Genomic DNA, 261 nt, shown 5'->3' with positions numbered 1-261 from the left:
GAAGAAATGTCGCTTACGGCTGTTTTCGAGGAGGGCGTTTTTACCTACAAAGTAACAATTAAGAGCAACAACACGGCTTGGGGTAGTGTATCTCCTGAAAGTCAAACCCTTAATGCGGGTCAAACAGCAAAAGTAACAGCCACGCCCGTAGCACCGCATAAATTCAAACATTGGATAAACACGGCTACTCAAGCGGTGGTTTCTACCCAAGCGGAGTATAGCTTTACCGTAAACGAAGAAATGTCGCTTACGGCTGTTTTC

The 261-nt window shown here is 45.6% G+C and carries 1 protein-coding gene; it reads left to right on the top strand.

Translation table 11 applies throughout. From position 1 onward, the window contains the following. The coding region (locus CCAND38_RS11875) for an InlB B-repeat-containing protein (protein ID WP_197066318.1) at positions 1-261 on the top strand (261 nt) is incomplete at both ends.

The sequence above is a fragment of the Capnocytophaga canis genome, from assembly GCF_000827555.1.
GTDB classification, from domain to species: Bacteria; Bacteroidota; Bacteroidia; order Flavobacteriales; family Flavobacteriaceae; genus Capnocytophaga; species Capnocytophaga canis.
Note: the sequence above shows the minus strand (reverse complement) of the source record. Positions and strands in the feature narration are given on the sequence as shown.